At 53.0% G+C, this 15,185-nt stretch carries 13 protein-coding genes and 4 tRNA genes; 1 reads left to right on the forward strand and 16 read right to left on the reverse strand.

Features of this window, described 5'->3' with window-relative positions; genetic code table 11:
* Nucleotides 1–74: 74 nt before the first annotated feature.
* The 12 genes from rpoB to M8014_RS13295 form a co-directional block, all read right to left on the reverse strand.
* Nucleotides 75–4,103 (reverse strand): DNA-directed RNA polymerase subunit beta, encoded by a 4,029-nt coding sequence (gene rpoB / locus M8014_RS13240; RefSeq protein WP_271282897.1) that lies wholly within the window; start codon nt 4,101–4,103, stop codon nt 75–77.
* Nucleotides 4,104–4,421: 318 nt separating this feature from the next.
* Nucleotides 4,422–4,787 carry a 50S ribosomal protein L7/L12 gene (rplL, locus tag M8014_RS13245; RefSeq protein ID WP_271282898.1) on the reverse strand — a complete coding sequence of 122 codons (366 nt, stop codon included), beginning with the start codon at nt 4,785–4,787 and terminating at the stop codon, nt 4,422–4,424.
* A 66-nt stretch (nt 4,788–4,853) separates the two neighbouring features.
* Nucleotides 4,854–5,351 carry a 50S ribosomal protein L10 gene (gene rplJ / locus M8014_RS13250; protein ID WP_271267017.1) on the reverse strand — a complete coding sequence of 166 codons (498 nt, stop codon included), beginning with the start codon at nt 5,349–5,351 and terminating at the stop codon, nt 4,854–4,856.
* Nucleotides 5,352–5,641: 290 nt separating this feature from the next.
* A complete protein-coding gene (rplA, locus tag M8014_RS13255; RefSeq protein WP_271282899.1) occupies nt 5,642–6,346 on the reverse strand; it encodes a 50S ribosomal protein L1 in 705 nt (234 codons plus the stop codon).
* 3 nt (nt 6,347–6,349) lie between these two features.
* Entirely contained in the window at nt 6,350–6,778 is a 429-nt protein-coding gene (rplK, locus tag M8014_RS13260; RefSeq protein ID WP_271282900.1) for a 50S ribosomal protein L11, read from the reverse strand.
* 155 nt (nt 6,779–6,933) lie between these two features.
* Complete coding sequence (gene nusG / locus M8014_RS13265) at nt 6,934–7,479, reverse strand: transcription termination/antitermination protein NusG (RefSeq protein WP_002438628.1); 546 nt, start codon at nt 7,477–7,479, stop codon at nt 6,934–6,936.
* A gap of 1 nt (nt 7,480) precedes the next feature.
* On the reverse strand, nt 7,481–7,864 hold the full coding sequence (gene secE / locus M8014_RS13270; protein WP_003862342.1) for a preprotein translocase subunit SecE: 384 nt from the start codon (nt 7,862–7,864) through the stop codon (nt 7,481–7,483).
* A gap of 230 nt (nt 7,865–8,094) precedes the next feature.
* On the reverse strand, nt 8,095–9,279 hold the full coding sequence (gene tuf, locus M8014_RS13275) for an elongation factor Tu (protein WP_271282533.1): 1,185 nt from the start codon (nt 9,277–9,279) through the stop codon (nt 8,095–8,097).
* Nucleotides 9,280–9,397: 118 nt separating this feature from the next.
* A tRNA-Thr gene (locus M8014_RS13280) sits at nt 9,398–9,473 on the reverse strand.
* A gap of 6 nt (nt 9,474–9,479) precedes the next feature.
* Nucleotides 9,480–9,554 (reverse strand) — tRNA-Gly (locus M8014_RS13285).
* A 117-nt stretch (nt 9,555–9,671) separates the two neighbouring features.
* Nucleotides 9,672–9,756: transfer RNA gene (locus M8014_RS13290), tRNA-Tyr, on the reverse strand.
* An 8-nt stretch (nt 9,757–9,764) separates the two neighbouring features.
* A tRNA-Thr gene (locus tag M8014_RS13295) sits at nt 9,765–9,840 on the reverse strand.
* Between the two features lie 333 nt (nt 9,841–10,173).
* On the opposite strand from M8014_RS13295, the gene coaA reads away from it, so the two are divergent.
* Nucleotides 10,174–11,124, forward strand: a complete 951-nt coding sequence (coaA, locus tag M8014_RS13300) for a type I pantothenate kinase (protein WP_271282901.1) — start codon at nt 10,174–10,176, stop codon at nt 11,122–11,124.
* Between the two features lie 51 nt (nt 11,125–11,175).
* Here the strand turns inward: coaA and dppF are convergent, their stop codons facing one another.
* Genes dppF through dppB form a run of 4 tightly spaced genes read right to left on the reverse strand, consistent with a single transcriptional unit; the run spans nt 11,176 to nt 15,111 of the window.
* Nucleotides 11,176–12,189 carry a dipeptide ABC transporter ATP-binding subunit DppF gene (gene dppF, locus M8014_RS13305; RefSeq protein ID WP_271282902.1) on the reverse strand — a complete coding sequence of 338 codons (1,014 nt, stop codon included), beginning with the start codon at nt 12,187–12,189 and terminating at the stop codon, nt 11,176–11,178.
* Nucleotides 12,186–13,169, reverse strand: coding sequence for a dipeptide ABC transporter ATP-binding protein (gene dppD, locus M8014_RS13310; protein ID WP_271282903.1), 984 nt, complete (start codon nt 13,167–13,169; stop codon nt 12,186–12,188). Before dppD ends, dppF begins: the two co-directional genes overlap by 4 nt.
* Nucleotides 13,170–13,179: 10 nt before the next feature.
* On the reverse strand, nt 13,180–14,082 hold the full coding sequence (gene dppC, locus M8014_RS13315; protein WP_271282904.1) for a dipeptide ABC transporter permease DppC: 903 nt from the start codon (nt 14,080–14,082) through the stop codon (nt 13,180–13,182).
* Nucleotides 14,083–14,091: 9 nt separating this feature from the next.
* On the reverse strand, nt 14,092–15,111 hold the full coding sequence (dppB, locus tag M8014_RS13320; RefSeq protein ID WP_271282905.1) for a dipeptide ABC transporter permease DppB: 1,020 nt from the start codon (nt 15,109–15,111) through the stop codon (nt 14,092–14,094).
* Between the last annotated feature and the right edge of the window lie 74 nt (nt 15,112–15,185).

Below are 15,185 nucleotides of genomic sequence, written 5' to 3' on the forward strand. Positions count from 1 at the left end.
ATTTGCTCCCGTCGGAGTTAGCACAATCTGGTGCCGGGTATGACCCCGGCACCAGCGACCTGTTTGAGCGAGAGTTACTCGTCTTCCAGTTCGATGTTGATACCCAGCGAACGAATCTCTTTCAACAGTACGTTGAAGGATTCTGGCATGCCTGGTTCCATCTGATGGTTGCCGTCCACGATGTTTTTATACATCTTGGTACGACCGTTCACGTCATCAGACTTAACGGTAAGCATTTCCTGCAGGGTGTATGCTGCGCCGTATGCTTCAAGCGCCCACACTTCCATCTCCCCGAAGCGCTGACCACCGAACTGCGCCTTACCACCCAGCGGCTGCTGAGTAACCAGGCTGTAAGAACCGGTAGAACGCGCGTGCATCTTGTCATCAACCAGGTGGTTCAGTTTCAGCATGTACATGTAGCCAACGGTAACCTGGCGCTCAAACTGCTCACCAGTACGACCGTCGAACAGAGTGATCTGGCCAGAACTTGGCAGGCCACCCAGCTGTAACAGTTCCTTGATTTCAGACTCTTTCGCACCATCGAAGACTGGCGTTGCGATTGGCATACCCTTACGCAGGTTTTCTGCCAGACGCAGCACTTCGTCATCGGTGAAGGTATTCAGGTCGACTTTCTGACAAACATCAGTACCCAGATCGTACGCACGCTGGATGAACTCGCGCAGTTTCGCGACTTCTTCTTGCTGCTTCAGCATGGCGTTAATTTTCTCGCCAATGCCTTTCGCAGCCATACCCAGGTGGGTTTCGAGGATCTGACCGATGTTCATACGAGACGGTACGCCCAGTGGGTTCAGTACGATATCTACCGGCGTACCGTTAGCATCGTGCGGCATATCTTCGATCGGGTTGATCTTAGAGATAACACCCTTGTTACCGTGACGACCCGCCATCTTATCACCAGGCTGGATCTGACGTTTAACCGCCAGATACACCTTAACAATCTTCAGCACGCCTGGTGCCAGATCGTCGCCCTGAGTGATTTTACGGCGTTTCGCTTCGAGTTTTTTCTCGAACTCGTGTTTCAGTTCGTCATACTGCTCAGCCAGCTGTTCCAGCTGATTCTGTTTCTCTTCGTCGGCCAGGCCCAGCTCGAGCCAGCGGTCACGTGGCAGCTTGTCGAGCTTCTCAGCTTCAACACCACCGGCAACCAGCACAGTGTAGATACGACTAAACAGGCCAGCTTCGAGGATCTGCAGTTCTTCAGACAGGTCTTTCTTAGCCTGCTTCAGCTGCATCTCTTCGATTTCCAGCGCACGTTTGTCTTTTTCTACGCCATCGCGAGTGAAGACCTGAACGTCGATAACCGTACCGGAAACACCGTTAGGTACGCGCAGAGAAGAGTCTTTAACGTCAGACGCTTTCTCGCCGAAGATCGCACGCAGCAGTTTCTCTTCTGGCGTCAGCTGGGTTTCACCTTTCGGCGTAACCTTACCAACCAGAATGTCGCCGCCGGTCACTTCTGCACCGATGTAAACGATACCGGATTCATCCAGTTTGGAGAGCGCCGCTTCACCCACATTAGGGATGTCAGCAGTGATCTCTTCTGGCCCCAGCTTGGTGTCACGGGACACACATGCCAGTTCCTGGATGTGAATCGTGGTGAAACGATCTTCCTGAACCACACGCTCGGAGACGAGGATGGAGTCTTCGAAGTTGTAACCGTTCCACGGCATGAACGCTACGCGCATGTTCTGACCAAGCGCCAGTTCACCGAGGTCGGTGGACGGACCGTCAGCCAGCACGTCGCCGCGCTCAACTGGCTCACCCAGAGACACACATGGCATCTGGTTGATACAGGTGTTCTGGTTAGAACGGGTGTATTTGGTCAGGTTGTAGATGTCGATACCCGCTTCGCCCGCGTGCATCTCGTCTTCGTTAACTTTGATAACGATACGGGAAGCATCAACGTACTGAACGGTACCGCCACGTTTAGCAACCGCAGTAACACCGGAGTCAACGGCAACAGCGCGTTCCATACCGGTACCCACCAGCGGCTTATCAGCACGCAGAGTTGGAACCGCCTGACGTTGCATGTTCGCACCCATCAGGGCACGGTTGGCGTCATCGTGTTCCAGGAACGGGATCAGGGACGCACCGACGGAAACCACCTGTTGGGTGGAAACGTCCATGTAGTCAACCTGGTCGCGGCTGAACAAGCTCGACTCGCCTTTGCTACGGCAGGTTACCAGGTCTTCTTCAAAGTGGCCTTCGTCATCCAGGTTGGAGTTCGCCTGAGCGATAACGTAGTTGCCTTCTTCGATAGCAGACAGGTAGTGAATTTCGTCGGTAACAACACCGTCAGTCACTTTACGATACGGCGTCTCGAGGAAGCCATATTCGTTAGTCTGTGCGTACACGGACAGGGAGTTGATCAGACCGATGTTTGGACCTTCAGGCGTTTCGATAGGACACACGCGACCGTAGTGAGTCGGGTGTACGTCTCGAACTTCAAAGCCTGCACGTTCACGGGTCAGACCGCCTGGGCCGAGTGCAGAGATACGACGCTTGTGCGTGATCTCAGACAGCGGGTTGTTCTGGTCCATAAACTGAGACAGCTGGCTGGAACCAAAGAACTCTTTCACTGCTGCAGAGATAGGCTTGGCGTTAATCATATCCTGAGGCATCAGGGTATCCAGATCGCCCAGAGACAGACGCTCTTTCACCGCACGCTCTACACGTACCAGGCCAACGCGGAATTGGTTTTCCGCCATTTCGCCTACGGAACGGATACGACGGTTGCCGAGGTGGTCGATATCATCCACTTCGCCTTTACCGTTACGGATATCGATGAGCTTCTTCATCACTTCGATGATGTCTTCTTTGCTCAGGATACCGGAACCTTCAATCGCATCACGCAGCAGAGAACGGTTGAACTTCATACGACCAACCGCGGACAGATCGTAGCGGTCTTCGGAGAAGAACAGGTTCTCGAACAGGCTTTCAGCCGCTTCGCGAGTTGGTGGCTCACCAGGACGCATCATGCGGTAGATTTCTACCAGCGCGCTCAGACGATCGGTAGTTGGGTCGACGCGAATCGTTTCCGACATGTACGCGCCGTGATCCAGATCGTTGGTGAACAGCGTTTCGATACGCTTGTGACCAGACTGGCTCAGCTTAGCCAGCAGATCCAGGCTCAGCTCCATGTTAGCCGGGCAGATCAGCTCGCCAGTTGATGCATCAACGTAGTCTTTTGCAGCCACTTTGCCAGCAATGTATTCAACCGGAACTTCGATGTGTTTGATTTCATCTTTTTCCAGCTGACGGATGTGGCGCGCAGTAATACGGCGACCTTTTTCCACATATACTTTGCCGTCAAATTCGATGTCGAACGATGCGGTATCACCACGCAGACGCTCAGGCACCAGCTCCATTTGCAGCTTGTTGTCACGAATTTCGAAGACAACTTTCTCAAAGAACAGATCAAGAATCTGCTCAGTGGTGTATTGCAGCGCACGCAGAATGATGGTGGCCGGCAGTTTACGACGACGGTCGATACGGACAAACAGGTTGTCTTTCGGATCGAACTCGAAGTCCAGCCAGGAACCACGGTAAGGAATGATGCGCGCGTTATACAGTACTTTACCGGATGAGTGCGTTTTACCTTTATCGCTGTCGAAGAAGACGCCCGGGCTGCGGTGCAGCTGGGAAACGATAACACGCTCAGTGCCGTTGATGACGAAAGTACCGTTGTCGGTCATGAGCGGAATTTCGCCCATGTAGACTTCTTGTTCTTTGATGTCTTTAACGGTGCCTTCCGGCGCTTCGCGCTCGTAGATCACCAGACGCAGCTTAACGCGCAGCGGTGCCGAGTAGGTCACGCCACGGATTTGACATTCCTGAACGTCAAACACCGGTTCGCCAAGACGGTAGCTGACGTATTGCAGCTCTGAATTACCGCTGTAGCTTTTAATTGGGAATACTGAACGGAAGGCTGCTTCCAGACCGTACTGCCCTTCAGGATCTTGCTCGATAAACTTCTGGAACGAGTCAAGCTGGATAGAAAGGAGATAAGGTATGTCCAACACTTGTGGACGTTTACCAAAATCCTTACGAATACGTTTTTTCTCGGTATAGGAGTAAACCATAGGGTTCCTCAGCTCGCTGACAAGTCGACGCATCTGTCCATTGAGGGACAGTTTGTGCAACACCATTTTGTTGATCGGAAAATTGAATACTTTCCGCAATACCTGTTGCTATCACGCTTAAACCATTTCGTTGCGATTTACCCAGAGCGAGCACCCTGTCGCAGTATATTAAGTCGTCGATAGAAACAAGCATTGTCAGGACAGCCAGCAGTCAAACAGTGTGAAACTCTACTGGCGCCTTACAGCGCAAAAAGGCTGGTGACTAAAAAGTCACCAGCCATCAGCCTAATTTCTCAGGCTGCAACCGGAAGGGTTGGCTTATTTAACTTCAACTTCTGCGCCAGCTTCTTCCAGAGATTTTTTCAGTGCTTCTGCGTCATCTTTGCTCACGCCTTCTTTCAGCGCAGCTGGAGCAGATTCTACCAGGTCTTTAGCTTCTTTCAGACCCAGGCCAGTTGCGCCACGTACAGCTTTGATTACCGCAACTTTGTTCGCGCCGATACCTTTCAGAATCACGTCGAATTCAGTTTTTTCTTCAGCAGCTTCAGCTGGGCCAGCAGCTACAGCTACAGCAGCAGCAGCAGAAACGCCGAATTTTTCTTCCATTGCAGTGATCAGTTCTACAACGTCCATTACGGACATAGCTGCAACTGCTTCAATGATTTGATCTTTAGTGATAGACATTTAAATTGTTCCTGAAAATCAGAATAAGTTTATACGTAAGCGAATACTTGATAAAGAAAACGGCTATTAAGCAGCTTCTTTCGCATCGCGTACAGCAGCCAGAGTGCGAACCAGTTTGCCAGCCGAAGCTTCTTTCATGGTTGCCATCAGGCGTGCAATTGCTTCTTCGTAGGTTGGCAGGGTTGCCAGGCGATCGATATTCGATGCCGTGATCAACTCACCTTCAAAGGCTGCGGCTTTGACCTCAAATTTTGCATTCGCTTTCGCGAAATCTTTGAACAGACGAGCAGCTGCGCCCGGGTGTTCCATAGAATATGCAATCAGGGTCGGACCAACAAACGTGTCTTTCAGGCACTCAAACTGAGTACCTTCAACGACGCGGCGCAGCAGGGTGTTACGAACAACACGCATGTAAACGCCAGCTTCACGACCTGCTTTACGCAGTTCAGTCATTTTGTCCACAGTAACGCCGCGGGAATCCGCAACTACTGCAGACAGCGCGCCTTTGGCTACTTCGCTGACTTCAGCAACAATCGCTTGTTTGTCTTGAAGATTTAAAGCCATTAGCTTTGCTCCTGGATGTTTGCCAGGGCTCATGCCCTGGAACTCACTTCACTCTCCTCAACGAGAAGAGCGTCTTAATACGGTGAGCAGAAACAAGCCAGAGTATCAGAAATAATCTTAGCGTTCTGTCACCGTCTACGCAGGGCATTAAGTCTCTTTCGAGACACCTGCGGTCTTCGACGGAGGCCTGGATAGGCCAGGCTCCAACGAACAAATCTTTTTACCTGCTAACTTTCATTAGCAAACGTGGGGGGAAGATTGTAGACAAATCCACCGCCCACGTAAAGGTATTAGTTTGCAGCAGCGCTCAGGCCAGCCTGATCAACTGCAACACCTGCACCCATGGTGGTAGACAGGCTAACTTTCTTGATGTACACGCCTTTCGCCTGAGTTGGTTTGGCTTTTTTCAGCGCAACCAGCAGAGATTCCAGGTTTTCTTTCAGTTTGTCAGTGTCAAAGTCCACTTTACCGATGGTGGTGTGGATGATGCCGTTTTTGTCGTTACGATAACGAACCTGACCTGCTTTAGCGTTCTTAACCGCTTCAGCAACGTTAGGGGTTACAGTACCAACCTTCGGGTTTGGCATCAGACCGCGTGGGCCCAGAACCTGGCCCAGCTGGCCAACAACGCGCATTGCATCCGGGGAAGCAATAACAACGTCAAAGTTCATTTCGCCTTTCTTGATCTGGTCAGCCAGATCTTCCATACCTACCAGCTCAGCGCCTGCAGCTTTAGCAGCTTCAGCGTTTGCGCCCTGGGCAAATACGGCAACGCGAACGGAACGGCCAGTACCGTGTGGCAGTACAGTTGCACCACGTACGTTCTGGTCAGATTTACGAGCGTCGATACCGAGGTTTACAGCAACGTCAACGCTTTCAACGAACTTAGCGGTAGCCAGTTCTTTCAGCAGAGCGATAGCTTCGTTGATGTCGTACTGTTTGGTCGCATCAATTTTGCCACGGATCACGGACATGCGCTTGGTCAGTTTAGCCATTTCTTAGTCCTCCACTACCAGGCCCATGGAACGTGCAGTACCTTCAATGGAGCGAGTCATCGCTTCAATGTCGGAACCAGTCATGTCGGCAGCTTTGGTCTGCGCGATTTCCTGCAGCTGAGTGCGGGAAATTTTACCTACTTTGTCTTTGTTCGGCTTACCGGAACCAGACTTGATACCAGCCGCTTTTTTCAGCAGAACTGCTGCCGGCGGGGTCTTGGTAACGAAAGTGAAAGAACGGTCAGCGTAAACGGTAATAACAACCGGAGTCGGCAGGCCTTTTTCCAGGGATTCAGTTTTGGCGTTGAACGCTTTACAGAATTCCATGATGTTAACGCCTTGCTGACCCAGTGCTGGGCCGACTGGCGGACTCGGGTTTGCCATACCAGCTGCAACCTGCAGCTTGACATAGGCTTGTACTTTCTTAGCCATTGTAAAATCCTCTGATTGGGTTATAGCGCCTCAAGGAGGCTCCCCGTGATAAAATTCGTTTTACGGATGCGATCCATAAAAACAAAAGGCGCGAAATTGTATTCCAATCTCGCGCCCTGTGCAACGATTAAATCGTCGCTTTTTTGATCGGCTACTTAGGCTTTTTCTACCTGCGCAAAGTCCAGCTCTACCGGGGTCGCACGACCGAAGATAGAAACAGAAACTTTCAGGCGGGACTTTTCGTAGTCCACTTCTTCAACCACACCGTTAAAGTCAGCAAACGGACCATCACTGACACGGACCATTTCGCCCGGTTCAAACAGCGTTTTAGGACGCGGCTTATCCCCAACCTGCTGCAGGCGGTTCATAATCGCATCAACTTCTTTGTCGCTGATTGGCGCCGGACGGTCAGACGTGCCGCCGATAAAGCCCATTACGCGAGGTACGCTACGCACCAGGTGCCAGCTTGCGTCGTTCATCACCATCTGAACAAGGACGTAACCCGGGAAGAATTTACGTTCGCTTTTGCGACGCTGGCCGCCACGGATCTCGACCACTTCTTCGGTCGGAACCATAACTTCGCCAAACAACTCTTCCATGTTGTGTAATTTGATATGCTCACGCAGCGATGTAGCTACGCGGCCTTCAAAACCGGAAAACGCCTGAACGACGTACCAGCGCTTTTTAGGGGCTTCAGACATCTTAGAACCTCAGGCCAGTGATAAAGGATACCAGGCGAACCAGAATACCATCCAGTCCCCACAGGATCAGTGACATTACAGCGGTAACCGCAGCTACAATCAGCGTGGTGTGCAATGTTTCCTGGCGAGTCGGCCAAATGACCTTACGGACTTCGGTTCTCGCTTCGCGGGCAAAAGCAACGGTCGCTTTACCTTTGGTCGTCAACAGCGCGACACCACCCGCTGCAGCAATCAGAATTACCACTGCCAGCGCGCGTAGCGGCAGCATCATGTCACGATAAAGATAGTTGCCAACGATTGCCACGATCAACAATACGGCTACCACTACCCATTTCATCGCTTCCAGGCCGCGCCCGCTCCCTTGAGCTTCGGTATTCGCACTCATAAACCAACCTGTCAGAAGTATTCTACAAATATTTTCACCCCGCGATTGCGAGGCGAACCTAACCGAAATGCTCTGATGCGTTTCGGACTAAAACGCCCTCTTCAGAGCCTGTCTCAGCAATGATTATGACAAATAAAATCACTGATGAGCCAGGTTCTGGTTCGAAAGCGTGCAAAAAGGGCATCAAATGATGCCCTTTTCATGCGCATTGCGTCAAATGTTATCAGCAATTAGCTGAGAACTTTAGCAACCACGCCCGCACCAACGGTACGGCCGCCTTCACGGATTGCGAAACGCAGACCGTCATCCATCGCGATTGGGTGGATCAGGGTAACAACCATTTTGATGTTGTCGCCTGGCATTACCATCTCAACGCCTTCTGGCAGTTCGATGGTACCGGTCACGTCAGTTGTACGGAAGTAGAACTGTGGACGGTAGCCTTTGAAGAACGGAGTATGACGGCCGCCTTCATCTTTGGACAGGATGTACACTTCGGATTCGAACTTAGTGTGTGGCTTGATAGAGCCCGGCTTAGCCAGAACCTGGCCACGCTGGATTTCTTCACGCTTGATACCACGCAGCAGAACACCACAGTTCTCGCCTGCACGACCTTCGTCCAGCAGTTTGCGGAACATTTCAACGCCGGTACAGGTAGACTTAGCAGTCTCTTTGATACCAACGATTTCAACTTCTTCGCCAACTTTAACGATACCGCGCTCTACACGACCGGTAACAACAGTACCACGGCCGGAGATAGAGAATACGTCTTCGATAGGCAGCAGGAACGGCTTGTCAATCGCACGCTCTGGTTCCGGGATGTAAGAATCCAGGTAGCCAGCCAGTTCGATGATTTTCTCTTCCCACTGTGCTTCGCCTTCCAGCGCTTTCAGTGCAGAACCACGAACGATAGGGGTGTCGTCGCCTGGGAAATCGTACTGAGACAGCAGCTCACGTACTTCCATTTCTACCAGTTCCAGCAGCTCTTCGTCATCAACCATGTCGCATTTGTTCAGGAACACGATGATGAAAGGAACGCCTACCTGACGACCCAGCAGGATGTGCTCACGGGTCTGAGGCATAGGGCCGTCAGTCGCAGCAACAACCAGGATCGCGCCGTCCATCTGCGCAGCACCGGTGATCATGTTTTTAACATAGTCGGCGTGGCCTGGGCAGTCTACGTGTGCGTAGTGGCGAGTCGGGGTGTCATACTCAACGTGGGAAGTGTTGATGGTGATACCACGCGCTTTTTCTTCTGGTGCGTTATCGATCTGGTCGAATGCACGAGCAGAACCACCGTAGGTTTTAGCCAGAACGGTAGTGATTGCAGCGGTCAGCGTTGTTTTACCATGGTCAACGTGGCCGATAGTACCGACGTTAACGTGCGGTTTTGTACGTTCAAACTTTTCTTTAGACATCGATTGTCCCTCTAAGACACGGATAAATCGGTGATATCACCACATCAACCAGGCAATATGCCTGAACTGTTGAATTCATTTAAATTGAAACAGAGAGAAACGGGAGGGAGAAGTGAAGTGGTGCTGATACCCAGAGTCGAACTGGGGACCTCACCCTTACCAAGGGTGCGCTCTACCAACTGAGCCATATCAGCACGTATTGGAGCGGGCAGCGGGAATCGAACCCGCATCATCAGCTTGGAAGGCTGAGGTAATAGCCATTATACGATGCCCGCATCCTGAAACTCGGCTACCCAGTTCTTTCTGTAACAAAAAAAGAGATTTCTCTCTTTTTAAGTTCGAGCTGGCTAATTTTTTCAACCAGCTCCGGCGGCGAATACGCTGCCAGAAAGTGGTGGTGGGGGAAGGATTCGAACCTTCGAAGTCTGTGACGGCAGATTTACAGTCTGCTCCCTTTGGCCGCTCGGGAACCCCACCGGACTTGATGGTGCCGACTACCGGAATCGAACTGGTGACCTACTGATTACAAGTCAGTTGCTCTACCTACTGAGCTAAGTCGGCATCAAGTAGCGCGCATTTTAGGGAGACCCGCAGATTCATGCAACTAAAAATTCGCATAAATCGTGCGTTCGCTCATATTTTATGCGAAGAGAGGGGTAAACGCTGTAATTCCAGGCAGAAGCGGACAAATATCCGTCATTTACCCCCTGAAAAGGGCCTAAACCGTGGGCGGGAGGATTCCTGCGTTACGCATCAGTTAGCGACTTTTTTTCTTATTATTCCTCTCATCTGATGTTACCCTCCTGCGCATTGTCCAAAATTAACTACTAGATGTGCCATACCCCGCATGGCTAGCCTCTACTGTGGGAAGTGATGGCTCACTGAAGCATGCTGATGAGCAAAAAAGAGCAAACGTTAATGACGCCTTATCTCCAGTTTAGCCGCAGCCAGTGGGCTGCTCTGCGTGATTCCGTGCCGATGACCCTGACAGAAGGCGAAATCGCACGGCTAAAAGGGATAAACGAAGACCTGTCGCTGGAAGAAGTGGCAGAAATATACCTGCCTTTATCGCGTTTGCTGAATTTCTATATAAGCTCCAACCTTCGCCGTCAGGCCGTACTGGAGCAGTTCCTCGGAACCAACGGGCAGCGCATTCCTTATATCATCAGCATTGCCGGCAGCGTAGCCGTGGGCAAAAGTACCACCGCGCGCGTGCTCCAGGCGCTGCTGAGCCGCTGGCCGGAACACCGCAGCGTGGAGTTAATCACCACCGACGGCTTCCTGCACCCCAATGAAGTATTAAAAGAACGCGGCCTGATGAAGAAGAAGGGCTTCCCGCTCTCTTACGATATGCACCGTCTGGTGAAATTCGTCTCGGATCTGAAATCTGGCGCACCGAATGTAACCGCGCCGGTCTATTCGCACCTGATTTATGATCGCATCCCGGACGGGGATAAAACGGTGGTGCAGCCCGATATTCTGATTCTGGAAGGATTAAATGTCCTGCAGAGCGGGATGGATTATCCACATGACCCGCATCATGTGTTCGTTTCTGACTTTGTCGATTTCTCTATTTATGTCGATGCGCCAGAAGACCTGCTGCAAAACTGGTATATCAATCGTTTCCTTAAGTTCCGCGAAGGGGCCTTTACGGATCCTGACTCCTACTTCCATAACTACGCTCAGCTCTCGGAAGAAGAAGCCGTTAACGTGGCAACGTCGCTGTGGAATGAGATCAACTACGTGAACCTGAAAGAGAACATCCTCCCGACGCGTGAACGCGCCAGCCTGATCCTTACCAAGAGTGAGAAGCACGCTGTCGACCAGATCCGCCTGCGGAAATAGGGGTTAAGCAGACATAAAAAAACCGGCGATAATCGCCGGTTTTTTTATTGCTTACACCTGAGGCTTTTCGCCGTTCTCATCCTGATCGACGGCAAAGCAGGCCACCAGCTGTCCACCGTAGTCTTTTAACTGCGGCTGCAGCTGCGTGCACGGCCCAAAGCGACGACGGCAGCGGGCATTGAATGCACATCCCGGCGGTGGATTGAGCGGGCTTGGCAGTTCACCGGTCAGTTTAATACGCTCACGACGTTCATCCGGGTTCAGACGCGGGGTGGCCGAGAGCAATGCCTGAGTATAAGGATGGCGCGGGTTATTAAAGATCTGATCTTTTGTCCCCTTCTCCACGCAGCGTCCCAGATACATCACCATCACTTCATCGGCAATGTGCTCCACCACGGACAGGTCGTGAGAGATGAAGACATACGACAGGCCTAAATCCTGCTGCAGATCCATCATCAGGTTCAGTACCTGCGCACGTACGGAAACGTCGAGTGCAGAAACCGGTTCATCGGCAATCACCACGTCCGGATCGAGCATCAGACCGCGGGCGATAGCAATACGCTGACGCTGGCCGCCAGAGAACATATGCGGATAGCGATCGTAGTGCTCGGTCTTGAGCCCCACCTTCGCCATCATCGCCAGTGCTTTCTCGCGCCGCTGCTCTTTGCTCAACTCGGTATTAATCTGCAGCGGCTCTTCCAGAATCTGTCCCACTTTCTTACGCGGGTTCAGAGAACCGTACGGGTTCTGGAACACAATCTGGATTTTCTGCCGACGCAGCTTCTGCGCGTTGGGATCGTGCTTGAGCAGATCCTGCCCCTGATAGTACAGCTCGCCCCCGGTCGGGATTTCAATCATGGTCAACAGACGACCCAGCGTGGACTTCCCACAGCCGGACTCCCCTACTACCGCCAGCGTCTTCCCGCGCTCCAGGGTAAAGGAGACACCGTCTAGCGCTTTCACCAGACGTTCAGGCGCAAACAGCCCCTTCTTCACCGGGTAGTGTTTTTTCAGATCGATCGCCTGAAGCAGTGGCTGCTGCAGGGTGGCCTCTTGCTTACTCATAGTGTAGGCCTCCCGGCGTCATCGAGTGGGTAGTGGCATTTTGACTGACGGCCGTCGGTGAGGGTATACAGCTCTGGCTCATCGGTACGGCATTTGTCGGTCGCATACGGACAGCGCGGGTTCAGCAGACAGCCCATCGGACGGTCATACTTGCCCGGCACCACGCCCGGCAGCGAAGCCAGACGCGCCTTGTCCTGGGCAAACTCCGGCAATGCGCGCAGCAGAGCCTGAGTATACGGGTGGCGCGGCGCGCGGAAGATATCCGTCGCCTTGCCGGTTTCGACCACCTGCCCTGCATACATCACGATAATTTTATGCGCCGCTTCGGCCACTAACGCCAGGTCATGGGTGATCAGGATCAGCGCCATGTTCTCTTTCTGCTGCAGCTCCAGCAGCAGCTCAATGATCTGCGCCTGAATGGTCACGTCCAGCGCGGTCGTCGGTTCATCGGCGATCAGCAGCTTTGGACGACAGGCAATCGCCATCGCGATCATCACGCGCTGGCTCATCCCACCGGAAAGCTGGTGCGGATAAACATCCAGACGTGAGCCCGGATCGGGGATCCCGACCTGGGTCAGCAGGTCAATCGCCCGCTGACGTCGGGTTTTCTTGTTACCGCCCTGATGCACCTTGATGGCTTCCATAATCTGGAAACCGACGGTGTAGCATGGGTTAAGACTGGTCATCGGGTCCTGAAAAATCATCGCCACTTCGGCGCCCACCAGCTGGCGGCGCTCTTTTTCCGAAATGCGCTTCAGATCCTGACCGTTAAACTCAAGGCTTTCCGCCATTACGCGCCCGGGATAATCAATCAATCCCATGATCGCCAGCGAGCTCACCGATTTACCGGAACCGGATTCACCGACGATGCCCACCACTTCACCCTGATTTACGCTGTAGCTAACACGATCTACGGCGCGAAACTCGGAGCCAACGTCACCGAAGTGCACCGATAATTTATCTACATTTAATAACGCCATCTCGTGCCTCTTACTGCTTCAGTTTGGGATCAAGTGCATCACGCAGACCATCACCCATCAGGTTAAATGCCAGCACCGTCAGCAGGATCGCCAGACCCGGGAAGGTCACGACCCACCATGCGCTTTGCGCGAACTGCAACACGTCGGCGAGCATCGTGCCCCACTCCGGTGTTGGCGGTTGCGCACCCATGCCAAGGAAGCCAAGAGCAGCCATATCGAGAATGGCGTTTGAGAAACCGAGCGATGCCTGAACAATCAGGGGCGCAAGGCAGTTTGGAAGAATATTGACGAACATCTGACGCAGTGCGCCAGCTCCCGCCACGCGGGACGCAGTGACATAGTCGCGATGCACTTCCACCAGCACCGCCGCGCGGGTTAAGCGCACATAGTGGGGGAGTGCCACGAACGTCAGGGCCAATGCAGCGTTGCCGATAGACGGACCGAAGACCGCCACCAGTACCAGCGCAAGCAGCAGGCTTGGCAGCGCCAGCATGATGTCGACGACACGCATGATGATGTTGTCGACCAGGCCCCCGAAGTAGCCTGCGACCAGCCCGAGAACCACGCCCAGAATCAGCGAGAGCACCACCACCAGACAACCGACCAGCAGCGACAGACGCGCACCGTACATCAGACGGGACAGCACATCGCGGCCCACATCGTCGGTACCCAGAAGATGAGCAAAGGTGCCACCCTCCTGCCAGGCCGGCGGCGCCAGCAGCATGTCGCGAAACTGATCCGCCGGGTTATAGGGTGCAAGAAAGTTCGCAAATACCGCGATGATGATCATGATGGTGACATACACCAGACCGACAACCGCGCCTTTATTACGTTTGAAGTAGTGCCAGAACTCCTGCAGCGGCGTCATTGGCACCGGTGCAGCGACCACTTTATTTCCAGAAACTTGTGACATGATGGCCCCTTACTTCTTATGACGAATACGCGGGTTCACCACGCCGTACAGCAAATCGACCAGCAGGTTGACGAGAATAATCATCGTCGCCACCAGCAGTACACCGCCCTGCACTACCGGGTAATCACGGCGTTGCAATGCGTCAATCAGCCAGCGGCCCAGTCCCGGCCAGGAGAAGATGGTTTCCGTCAGGATCGCACCCGCCAGCAACGTACCCACCTGCAAACCGATAACGGTCACAACCGGCAGCATGGCGTTACGCAGCGCATGCACGATGATCACGCGCATACGGGTCAACCCTTTGGCGCGGGCGGTACGGATGTAATCCTCACCCAGTACTTCCAGCATCGACGAGCGGGTCATACGCACAATCACCGCCAGCGGGATCGTACCCAGCACCATGGCAGGCAAAATCATATGCGCCAGCGCGTCAATAAAGTTGCCCTCTTCGCCCCAGATAGCCGTGTCGATTAGCATAAATCCGGTCAGCGGATTCGAATCATCCAGGAACACCATGTCGCTGACGCGCCCGGAGACCGGCGTCAGGTTCCATTGCACCGACACCAGCATAATCAGCATCATGCCCCACCAGAAGATAGGCATGGAGTAGCCGGTCAGGGCCAGACCCACTGCAGTGTGGTCAAAGATTGAGCCGCGTTTTACCGCAGCCAGCACGCCCACCGGAATACCAACGGCGACGGCAAACATCATGGCGCAGACACCGAGTTCAAGCGTCGCTTTAAAGCGCGGCACGAACTCTTCCCACACCGGAAGACGGCTTTTCAGCGAAATACCCAAATCACCATGCAGCACGCCCCAGATATAGTGGAGATACTGTTGCCACATGGGCTTATCCAGACCCAACTCGGCCAACAGTTGTGCATGACGCTCAGGCGAAATTCCACGCTCACCTGCCATAATCATTACCGGGTCGCCGGGGATCATATGGACGAAGGCAAAGGTGAGAAGGGTGATACCGATAAACGTGGGGATAACTAACCCCAGACGTCGGAGGATGAACTGCAACATAACCCGGATTCTCTCTAATGACGCATGCCTGCTGGCATGACGTCTTTATTGCTCACAAATCTTATCCCCACAGA

Origin of the sequence: Silvania hatchlandensis, assembly GCF_025564065.1 — a bacterium.
GTDB classification, from domain to species: domain Bacteria; phylum Pseudomonadota; class Gammaproteobacteria; order Enterobacterales; family Enterobacteriaceae; genus Enterobacter; species Enterobacter hatchlandensis.